The sequence below is a fragment of the Methanoculleus sp. UBA374 genome (genome assembly GCA_002508705.1).
In the GTDB taxonomy this organism is placed as follows: Archaea; Halobacteriota; Methanomicrobia; order Methanomicrobiales; family Methanoculleaceae; genus Methanoculleus; species Methanoculleus palmolei.
The window spans coordinates 69,332-79,316 of sequence record DAYL01000024.1; the positions used below are offsets into that span (position 1 = coordinate 69,332).

General features: G+C 61.0%; 10 protein-coding genes. 3 read left to right on the forward strand and 7 right to left on the reverse strand.

The window, feature by feature from the left end:
* The 6 genes from BRA42_RS08000 to mptA all read right to left on the reverse strand — a co-directional run.
* Positions 1-282: hypothetical protein (locus BRA42_RS08000; protein WP_342772118.1), on the reverse strand; the 282-nt coding region annotated here is incomplete at its 3' end.
* Between the two features lie 284 nt (positions 283-566).
* Positions 567-1,454: a coenzyme F420 hydrogenase subunit beta gene (frhB, locus tag BRA42_RS08005; protein WP_342770812.1), complete on the reverse strand. Its 888-nt coding sequence runs from the start codon at positions 1,452-1,454 to the stop codon at positions 567-569.
* Between the two features lie 10 nt (positions 1,455-1,464).
* Entirely contained in the window at positions 1,465-2,226 is a 762-nt protein-coding gene (gene frhG / locus BRA42_RS08010; protein ID WP_292408421.1) for a coenzyme F420 hydrogenase subunit gamma, read from the reverse strand.
* Positions 2,227-2,329: 103 nt separating this feature from the next.
* Entirely contained in the window at positions 2,330-2,890 is a 561-nt protein-coding gene (gene frhD, locus BRA42_RS08015; protein WP_342770813.1) for a coenzyme F420-reducing hydrogenase, FrhD protein, read from the reverse strand.
* 10 nt (positions 2,891-2,900) lie between these two features.
* A complete protein-coding gene (gene frhA / locus BRA42_RS08020; RefSeq protein ID WP_292408427.1) occupies positions 2,901-4,268 on the reverse strand; it encodes a coenzyme F420 hydrogenase subunit alpha in 1,368 nt (455 codons plus the stop codon).
* 225 nt (positions 4,269-4,493) lie between these two features.
* Complete coding sequence (gene mptA, locus BRA42_RS08025; RefSeq protein ID WP_292408431.1) at positions 4,494-5,432, reverse strand: GTP cyclohydrolase MptA; 939 nt, start codon at positions 5,430-5,432, stop codon at positions 4,494-4,496.
* Between the two features lie 127 nt (positions 5,433-5,559).
* Between mptA and ilvC the strand changes: the two genes are divergently transcribed.
* Both ilvC and BRA42_RS08035 read left to right on the forward strand, forming a co-directional pair.
* A complete protein-coding gene (ilvC, locus tag BRA42_RS08030) occupies positions 5,560-6,549 on the forward strand; it encodes a ketol-acid reductoisomerase (protein ID WP_342770814.1) in 990 nt (329 codons plus the stop codon).
* A 35-nt stretch (positions 6,550-6,584) separates the two neighbouring features.
* Positions 6,585-7,091 (forward strand): flavodoxin family protein, encoded by a 507-nt coding sequence (locus BRA42_RS08035; RefSeq protein WP_342770815.1) that lies wholly within the window; start codon positions 6,585-6,587, stop codon positions 7,089-7,091.
* Here BRA42_RS08035 and purL read toward each other — a convergent pair.
* Complete coding sequence (gene purL, locus BRA42_RS08040; protein WP_292408440.1) at positions 7,060-9,132, reverse strand: phosphoribosylformylglycinamidine synthase subunit PurL; 2,073 nt, start codon at positions 9,130-9,132, stop codon at positions 7,060-7,062. The two genes, BRA42_RS08035 and purL, sit on opposite strands and share 32 nt — an antisense overlap.
* A 97-nt stretch (positions 9,133-9,229) precedes the next feature.
* On the opposite strand from purL, the gene BRA42_RS08045 reads away from it, so the two are divergent.
* Positions 9,230-9,847, forward strand: coding sequence for a translation initiation factor IF-2 subunit beta (locus BRA42_RS08045; protein ID WP_292408443.1), 618 nt, complete (start codon positions 9,230-9,232; stop codon positions 9,845-9,847).
* Positions 9,848-9,985 lie beyond the last annotated feature (138 nt).

Here is a 9,985-nt window from a genome sequence, read left to right on the forward strand (position 1 = left end):
CGGCTCCTCTCTGGGTATCGCCACGCGGGGGAGGGATCGGGAGGGGGATGCCCCCTCCCGGCTGAGGTGTTTCGGGATCATCTCATTGAGAAATTGCTGATCGCCGACTTCGGTTCCGTATTGCCTGAGGTTCAGGTACCCGAGCATCCCTACCGACGTTCCGAAGCTGGCTCCGCCCCGCTCACCGACAGGGACGGTCTTCCTTGACGGCACCGATCCCGATCCGCTGACGCCGCAAACCAGCAACGATGTCAACCTCGCCCAGATCGGGCGCGCCATCATCCTCGGCGCGGTCTTCGGGGAGACCGGGACACAGGACGGGTTCTTCTACGGACCGATCGGGGAAGAGACCACTTCGTCGCCCTGCTACACGGTCGGTCATATCGTTATCCTCAGACCGTTCTGGAACAGGTTCATCGGTGACCTCCCGGAAGACCTCGGGAACTCGCCGGAATATTCGAAAGAACACCAGTTTCTCCCTTTTCCGGGACCTCCGAACGCTCCCGCTCAATCGAGAGTGAGAAGGCTCCGGTGAAGCGCCCTTGCCTGTGAGAAAAAAGAGAGTTTCAGGGAGACTCGTAGGGGTTCCGGAGACCCTTGGGGGTTCCGTCCGCCTTGAGACCTATCGTCTTACGAGCGTCCACGTTCTTCTGGTTCTTCGTGATCTTCTCCGTGGCGAGCTTCTTTACGAGGTCGAGGCCGGGCTTGACCTCGCCGATAGGCTTCGTCTCGAAGTAACCGGCGGCGATGGCGCCGTCCCAGACCGTGTTGCCCTTCGTGCTCCGGACAAAGACCGTGCTCCAGCCGTCGGGGCTGCCCACGGAGCCGCTGGAGATGTCGGCGAGGTTCGCGACGTAGTCCAGGCAGACGTGGCAGCCGGGCTGCACGTACTTGTGGATCAACTTCAAGGGCATCTGGCTGATTGCACCGCGTTCGGTGTAGACCGTGAACTTGCCCTTGCCGATGTCCATCTTCTTGACGGACTCCATCTTCTGGTTGCAGTGGTCCTCGACCATGGCCTCGAGCGCCTGGTAGGAGAGGTTCTCCATGCAGAAGATGCCGAGCGCGAGCGCGATCTTATCGTCGACGTCCCGCATGCCGATCGGGTAGACCTGGGCCTTCCGGGTCGCCTGCATCTGGCAGGGCGTCCCGACGATGCCGACTCTGTCGAGACCGTAGCTGCGGGTCGCCTCCTTGATCAGGTAGAGGTTCGGGCTGATGGTGTAGCGCGTTCCGGCGGCGGCCAGGAGTTCGGCCTTCGTGGTCGCGACCACGGGCTGGGGTCTCCAGGGCTCGTCGCTCTGGCCCGCGACGATGGCACCGTCGATGATGCCCTCTTCGAGCGCATAGGCAAAGAGCGTCGTGATGATGCCGCCGTCCTGGGACTTCTTCAGGATGTCCCTGTCGGTCGAACGCGCCGAGATTACGGACTTGTAGTTACCGAGTACGTCCATCTTTCTCACCTCACTGCATGGCTCCCTTGATGGCACCCATGATGCCCTCGTAGTTGTTCATGACGTCGAAGTTGAACCAGCTCCGCGGGCACTGCGCGTAGCAGGCGCCGCATTTGATGCACTGGTCGCGGTTCACATTCGGCTTGCCGTACTCCATGGTCACGGCCCGGACCGGGCAGGTGCCGGCGCAGGTTCCGCATCCCATGCAGAGCCCCTGGTTGATGACATCGTACATCAGGTCGCAGCCGCATGCCGTATCACCGCGCTGTGCAAGCTGCATCAGCGGCGTCAGGTAAGCGGTTGCAAGGTTCTTCTGCTCGTCGTTGCCTTTCAGGAGCAGGTAGGCCATGACGGCGATGTTCCTGACGGCCTGGGGGCACGGGGGACAGGACGGCAGGTAGAGGTCGACGTCGACGATCTCGCTGATCGGCACGAACGCCTCCTGACCGGGTTGGTTCCACTGGCCGCCACGGCAGAACCGCGTTATGTTACCGTAAGCCGCACAGGCGCCGTAGGCGACGAGCACCTTCGACTTCTCCCTTGCTTCTTTCAGTTCCTCTACCGAGAGTTTGTCGTCCAGACAGCACGACCCCTCGACCAGGCACACGTCCATCTCGGGGACGTGGCGCACATCGACCAGTGTCAGTGCATAGACCAGGTCCGCATAGTCATCGAGCAGCTTGAAGAGACCCTCGTAGTTATCCGCAAGCGTCACGAGGCATCCCGTACATCCGCTCAGGTGTAATTCACCTATCGAAATCTTTTCTGCCACAGGCTTTTCCTCCTTTTGTACAACTTCCACCTTTTCTTCTACAATCACATCAGAGGGCTTCACCGCGGGCTTCGCGTGCGGCCGGATCGCCGCAGGCTTCACCTCAGGATTGCTCTCCGGGTTTCTTCCCGGCATCTCTGCCGGCTTCTCCCGGCGACGCCCAAAGATGCGTTCCTTGATGGTTGATAGCAGCCCCATATTCTACCCCAATTTCTTCCAGTACGATACGCACTGTTTTGGGAATGGCCTCCTCAACCTCCTCAGTGAGCCCTAGTTCAAACTCCTGGCTCGCGACACGCTTGGGCTGACACGCGATGATCGTGATGTCGACGGTATCCTTTAATCGCTGTAACGGCTCGGAAAGGTCCCATGAATGGGCATCCCGGTAGGCGCCCGGCGGCAGGTCTTCGGGCCGGAGCTTCGTCACATCACCGGGATTGGCGCCGAAATCGGCGATATCGATGATGAGCAGCTTCTTCACCGGCACCTCTGTATCTTCCATCAGGGTGAAGAGGAAGTGAGGGGCGCCAAGGCCGGCATCGATCACCTTGACGTTGTCGGGCAGTTGTAACTTCTTGAGCTCTTCGACGACTGCAGGACCGAACCCGTCGTCTCCGAAGAGAGGGTTTCCGCATCCTGCGATCACGATCTCACGAAATAGCATGCGTGTACGCTCACTGAATGAGTTTCTGGGCCACTAATCTCTTGTCTTCGTCGATCACCAGCATGTGCGTCGCACAGGAGACGCAGGGGTCATATCCACGCATGACGACTTCCGCAAGCCGCCAGGGTGCACCCTCAAGCGCACGGCTGCAGGTGGGGAAGTTCCAGGTGGTCGGGACGAGCATCGAGAAGTACTGCACCCGGCCGTCCTTGACCCGGGCCAGGTGGACATCCGTGCCACGGGGCGCTTCGTTTGCGGCCCATCCAAGGGAGCCGTCACCCTGCGGGATAGGGTCCGCAAGCACCGGTCCGGAGGTGTCGAGCGCGTCGAGCGCGTCGATGATCCCGTAAGCGGTCTCGGGGAACTCCATCTGGCGAGCGATCTGGAGGCCGATGGTGCCCTTCTCGTCGTAGTTCTTGAATATGGCCTGGCGTGCGCGTGGCCCGACCTCGATCGGCTGGCCGTCGTAGAGCGGGACGCCGGTGCAGGCTTCCATCTGGGGCCAAGCTTTGTTTCCTACGGGGGTAGTGCCACCGACCGGGTAGTTCGGGTCGGCCTCGTCAATCTCCACCTCGCCCATGTACCAGTCCCAGGGGCGGACTTCGGTGAACCGCTCGGGGAACCAGGTTGGGTTCTCATCGAGGCTGGAGCTGCCGTAGACCGGTGCAGTGGCCATGTAGCCCTGGTTGTGGTAGCCGAGGTCCTTCGGGATCGGGACTTCGACGCCGCCGACTTCGGCCCAATCGCGCCTCTGATAGTTCCGGAAGACCGCGATCATGAACTCCATCTGCTGCTGCGTGAGAGCCCGGGCTTCCTTTGCGAGGTCGTAAATCTTCGCCTTCGCCCGCGGGCTGATGTTTCGGTACATGCCACCGACACGGGGGTTGCTCGGGTGGATGGCCTCTCCGCCGACGATCTCGCCGATCGTCTGGCCGATCTCACGGATGCGCTGGATCCGGAGGGCAACGCTCCTGACCGGTTCTTCTTTGGTGAACGGGTTGATCTTCATGTCGGTTCCGGGGATGTACATGTCCGGAAGGGCCAGGATGTTATGCAGGGCATGGCTGTGCATCCTGTTGGCACATTGCAGGATGTAACGCAGGAGTTTTGCGTCCTCGGGGATCTCGCACCCGATGGAAGCTTCCATTGCCTCAGTTGCTGCCAGGGTGTGCGCAATAGGACATATACCGCAGACGCGCGATGCAATCTTCGGAACCTGATCCATCGTCTTGCCGATGGCGAGCTTCTCGACACCCCTCACCGGGGTGATGCTGAGCCAGTCTCCACGCTCGACGATGCCGTCATCGTTGACCTTCAGAACGAGCTTCGAGTGGCCTTCGTGTCTCGTTGTTGGGGATATCTCTACAACTTTCGACAAATATATCGCCTCATTCCGATATTATGGTGTTCAAAACACTATACCGGTGTTACCACACAATTTAGTACTGGAAACGTACGTGCGTACGTCAAGAAGGATTATGATAGAAACAGAGTTTATAACTTTCGTTTCAGTGCATTCTCAAATATTACGAATTTTTGAAGTTGTAACACTCCAAATTGGATATCATTACCAAATATAATTGCTAAAAAAATAATTATCTAATTATATATCTTCATCCATCTCGGCAACAAGTTCAGCTATCGTTGCCTTCCGCTCCGCGTATGCGTTGTGCTGGTGGATACTCTCCTCATTCGTCTGTTTAAGGGTAACCACGGAGTCCCCCGGGAGATACCGGAACTGCGTGATCACCTTGCGGGCCATCTCGCGGACGCAGTCCTCGACGAACCGCGGATTTTTGTGGGCTTCCATCACCACGTAACTCTCGTCGCCCCGCTTGAGGAGCTCATAGATCCGCGCACTCATGGAGTCCTTGAGGATCTTGATGATCTTCTCAAGGCTGACGTGCTGGTCGTCGTCGGTCTCGATGCTGAGGAATCCCCGGCCGCGCTGGTTGTGCGTGGCCATCGGCACTTCGTCGAAGAACGCATTGATCTTGTCCTCTTCCATGCCGAGGTTTTCAAGGACATGCAGGGCGTGGTCCTTCATGATGTTCTGGGCGCACGGACAGGCGGTCATCCCGGTCACTTCGGCACCGATGCTCTTTCGGATGATCGGGCATCCGTCGTTCCTCTGGGCTATTGCGCGGGCGTGGACGTTCACGACCTCATGGCAGCTCGTCTCGCTTACCGGCGTCTCCCGCCGGACCATGAACTTGCTCCGCATCCGGACTTCAGTCCGCTCCGCGTACTCGTGGCGGTCAAGGAGTTTTCTCGCTACGGCGCTGCAAAGTTCTTCGATCTCCTTGACGTCTCCGTCGATGGCCTGCTGCAACACATCGTCGATGACCTCGAAGTTCCGGGAGAGGTTTGCGCCTTTGAGGCTTCCGGGGAGGTCAACAAAAACGTCGAACTTGGAGATAAAAATGACCGGTCGCTTGCCGGGTCGGGCGACTTCAACAAGTTTTTGGACGTTTTTTACACCCACCCTGGTCAGGTTGATACGGACCTCCGGCAGGCTGGACTGGACATCTGGCAGTTCCATTACAAATCCTCAAGTAATGTATAAGGTATAAGGTTTCTCTTCATTAACCTTAAAATAACCTTCCCTGCAACCGGAGCTCCCTATATAAGATTTATCTGGTTTGCTGTTCAATCAGAAGTGAGAACATATGGTGCAGAAATACTACGAGTCCGATGCAGACCTCCGCACCCTGGAGGGGAAGACCATCGCCGTTATCGGCTACGGGTCCCAGGGCCGCGGCCAGGCGCTGAACTTGCGTGATTCCGGTTGCCAGGTCGTCGTCGGCCTGCGGCCCGGCAACAGCTGGCAGAAAGCATCCGAAGACGGTTTTGAAGTCTATCCTGTGGCGGAAGCGGTCAAGCGCGCCGAGATAATTCAGATCCTTCTTCCCGACGAAAGCCAGGCGGCCGTCTACCGCACCGAGATCAGCCCCTTCCTTCGAGAGAACGCCTGCCTGATGTTCTCACACGGGTTTAATATCCACTACGGACAGATCGTTCCTCCGCCCACCGTCGACGTGGTCATGGTCGCTCCAAAGGGCCCCGGCCACATGGTCCGGCGGACCTACGAGGAGGGGGAGGGGGTTCCGGCACTCATCGCCGTCCACCAGGACTATACGGGTAAGGCGCACGCCGTCGCGCTCGCCTACGCCCGGGGGATCGGGGCGACCCGTGCGGTCGTGCTCGAGACGACGTTTGCCGAGGAGACCGAGACCGACCTTTTCGGGGAGCAGGCGGTCCTCTGCGGCGGGGTGACCTCCCTCATCAAGGCAGGGTTCGAGACCCTTGTGGACGCCGGGTATGCGCCCGAAATGGCGTACCTGGAGGTTCTTCATGAGATGAAACTCATCGTCGATCTGATCTACGAGGGCGGGTTTACGAAGATGCGCGACTCGATCAGCAACACCGCCCGGTACGGCGACCTGACGAGGGGGCCGCGCGTCATCGGACCGGAGACCTATGCGGCGATGCAGGAGATCCTCGAGGAGATCCAGAACGGGGAGTTCGCCCGGGAATGGCTGCTTGAGAACACGGTGAACCGCCCGGTCCTCAACGCGCTGACAAGAGCGGACGAGGAGCACCTGATCGAGCAGGTGGGTAAGGAACTCCGCGGGTTCATGCCGCAATTCCAGAAATAATTCTTTTTTTATACCTGAAGACGGTACGCTTCAGTATGTCCGTCTGTATCGTCTATCACTCCGAGACCGGAAATACCCGGGCTGTGGCCGAACGGCTCGCTGCCGCGACCGGCGGCGATCTCATCGAAGTAAAAGACCTTGCGGGTTACTCGAAGGTGGGGATGTACCTCAAAGGCGCGCCCCGTGCCATGAGAAAGGAACGTGCCGCCATCGAGCCCTCCGTCATCGATGTCTCCGGTTACGAGACCGTCGTCGTCGGAACCCCCGTATGGGGGGGCAACCCGACACCCGCCGCCAACGCCGCTGTTGCCGCCCTGCAGGGCATCGCGGGGAAGACTGCGGTCGCCTTCTGCACATCGCGCGGGGGACCGGGGAAGACGCTTGAGACGCTCCGGGAGATGCTTGCGGATCGCGGCGCCGAGGTTCTGGGCACGGTCTCGTTCACGACGCGGGATGTGAGAGATCCGGACGCCGTGAAGGCCCTGGCGGGCCTCCTCCGGACGCTGGCAGTCAGTAGCGCATCGTCCGGGTCGTCGAGGTGAGCGCCGTATCGAGTTCCTCCGGCGCGATGACGACCGCTTCATCCCTGAGACGGAGGGTGAGAGCGTCGCCGCCGACCCTGCCGAGGACACGGTGCTCCACCCCGGCGAGAGCCGATTCATCCGAGACCGCGACCAGGAACCGGCCGTAGGTCTCGGAGAAGAGTTCCTCCAGGGGGTCGCCGGCGAGTGCGACGTCCGCGCACGGCGCGACCTTCGCGAGCGCTGCAAGGAGACCGCCCCGGGAGAGATCGGTCGCGGCCGTGACCCGCCCCTCCCTCACAAGGCCGCGGACGACGGCGACGACGGCCGGGTCCGCCATTGCGGGTGCGGGCCCGTTGCACCCGGTGAGTGCGTCGAGGACCGAGCCCCCGTAGTCGGGGAGCGTCGTTCCGATCAGGGCGAGGAGGTCGCCGGCGGCGGGGGTCGCCCACGCACGGACCTCCCCCCGACCGACCATGCCGAGCGACGGCGTCGGTTTGATCCGCGTCCCGAACTCGTCGCTCTCGTTGTAGAGCGAGACGTTGCCGCCGACTATCGGGACCGCCATCTTCCGCGCCGCATCTCCGAGGCCAAGGACGCACTGTTCGAGGTGCCAGTTGGTCTCCGGGTGCTCGGGGCTCGCGAAGTTCAGGCAGTCGACGATGCAGAGCGGGTCGGCGCCGAGACAGGCGAGGTTGCTTGCGTTCTCGACGACGGCGTTTGCCGTCCCCTCAAAGGGTTTTAAGAAGATGTGCCTGGGGTTGCACCCGCAGGAGAGGACGAGCGCCTTATCCTCCAGACGGAGCACGGCGGCGTCGTGGCGGAGGGAGACCGACCGGAGCTGGACGTCCCGGTCGTACTGCTCGTAGACCCAGTCCTTCCCTGCTATGTCCGGGTGCGCGAGGACCGCGAGCGCGAGATCCTTTATCGGCGCTGTCGGACGGGAGAACGGCTTCTCCGCCGAATAGGGCCTCTTCTCCCAGGCACAGAGCGGCGCCCCGCCGACGAGCAGGTCTATGGGCAGGTCCGCGACGGTCTTGCCGTGGAACTTTACGATGTAGCGGGGTTCATCGATAACCTCACCGATGTCGCTCCACCGGAGGTCGTACTTCTCCGCGATCGCCCCCATCAGGGTGACGTCCTCCGGAGCCACCTCAACGAGCATCCGCTCCTGGGACTCGGCGAGCATGATCTCCCGCGGCCCCATCCCGGTCTCCCGGAGGTGGACCCGGTCGGCGTGGATGACCGCCCCGAAGGAGCTCGCCATCTCGCTTGACGCTCCGGCAAGCCCCGCCGCCCCGAGGTCGCGGCAGGAGAGGACTTTTCCGGTCTTTGCCATCGCAAGGATCGCATCGATGAGGAGTTTCTCGGTGTAGGGGTCGCCGACCTGGACGCTCGGCCGGTCGGCGGCCTCCGCGTCTTCGGAGAGGTCCCGGGAGGCGAACGATGCCCCGCCGAGGCCGTCCCGGCCGGTCGAGGAGCCTATCAGGACCAGGTGACTCCCCGGCCGTTTCACCCGGGCGGTGATGTAGCGGTCGGGGTCCACGATCCCGACGCAGACGACGTTCACGAGCGGGTTTCCTGCGTAGGAAGGGTCGAAGACGAGTTCCCCCCGGACGACCGGCACTCCGATACAGTTGCCGTAGCCGCCGATTCCGGCGACGATATGCTCGACAAGGTAACGGTTCTTCTCGCTGTCGAGGGGCCCGAAGTAGAGCGGGTCCATCAGGGCGATGGGGCGGGCGCCCATCGAGAGGACGTCGCGGACGATCCCGCCGACGCCGGTGGCGGCGCCGTCGTAGGGGTCCACGTAACTTGGGTGGTTGTGGCTCTCCATCCCTATGGCAAGGGCACAGGTGTCGCTGAACCGCACGATGGCGGCGTCGTCCCCCGGCCCGAGCAGCACCTCGCTTCCCTCCGTCGGCAGCGTCCGCAGGAGCGGTTTGGTGGACCGGTAACTGCAGTGTTCGCTCCAAAGGTTTTCGAAGCAGGCGGTCTCGACGTCGGTTAAGTCGCGTCCGAGGGTTTTTCGCAGCAATGCAAGGTCCTGTGCCGGTAACATACTGTAAGACTGGTGGGTTGCCTATCTACATAAGCATGTGCAAGCCGGGTGTACCGAGGGAACCACTTTTTGACGTCGCGCGACCAATACTCTGGGTATGACCCCGTCATATGAAGACCTTCTGAAGAAGGCCTATACCAATATCACGGAACCGACGGAGTTTGAAGATCGGTTCACCGTTCCTGTCGCCCGCGTCTTTATCGAGGGGAAGACCACGGTCCTTGAGAACTTCGCTGAGATCGCGGATATTCTCCGGCGCGATCCGGACCACCTGATGAAGCACCTCCTCGGCGAACTCGGCACCGCCGGCAAAATCGAGGGAACGCGGGCCGTATTCTCCGGGAAGTTCGAGCAGGAGCAGATCAACACGATCATCCGGGGCTACGTCGAGGACTATGTTATCTGTTCGGAGTGTGGAAAGCCCGATACCCGCCTCGTTAAGAGCGACCGGGTCCTGATGCTGCGGTGCGACGCCTGCGGCGGCCACCGGCCGGTTCGGAAGCGGAAAGCAATCATAGACCCCTCAGCAGCCTCAAAACCGACCGAAGGCGCCATTATGGACGTCACCCCGCAGTTTCTCTCGAAACGCGGCGACGGCGTGGTGAAGATCGACCGCTACACGATGTACGTCGCGAATGCAAAACCGGGTCAGACGGTGAAGGTAAAGATCACCCGGATCGCCGGGACGATCATCTTCACCGAGCGTGCCGAGTGAGGCTCCCCCGCTCCTCGTCGAGATTTACAACCCATGCATTGCCGTCCCAATGCGGGAATTATACCTTTTTTCTCCGGTATCGTTCCGGGAGTAACGATGCTCTATCGGGGTCAGGTTTTCCGGATCTCCACCCACATC

Bases quoted from the DNA above. Each gene is read 5' to 3' on its own strand.
- ilvC (WP_342770814.1), top strand. From the start codon at position 5,560: ATGGTGCAGAAATACTACGAGTCCGATGCAGACCTCCGCACCCTGGAG.
- frhD (WP_342770813.1), bottom strand. From the start codon at position 2,890: ATGCTATTTCGTGAGATCGTGATCGCAGGATGCGGAAACCCTCTCTTC.
- purL (WP_292408440.1), bottom strand. From the start codon at position 9,132: ATGTTACCGGCACAGGACCTTGCATTGCTGCGAAAAACCCTCGGACGC.
- BRA42_RS08035 (WP_342770815.1), top strand. From the start codon at position 6,585: ATGTCCGTCTGTATCGTCTATCACTCCGAGACCGGAAATACCCGGGCT.
- mptA (WP_292408431.1), bottom strand. From the start codon at position 5,432: ATGGAACTGCCAGATGTCCAGTCCAGCCTGCCGGAGGTCCGTATCAAC.
- BRA42_RS08045 (WP_292408443.1), top strand. From the start codon at position 9,230: ATGACCCCGTCATATGAAGACCTTCTGAAGAAGGCCTATACCAATATC.
- frhB (WP_342770812.1), bottom strand. From the start codon at position 1,454: ATGGACGTACTCGGTAACTACAAGTCCGTAATCTCGGCGCGTTCGACC.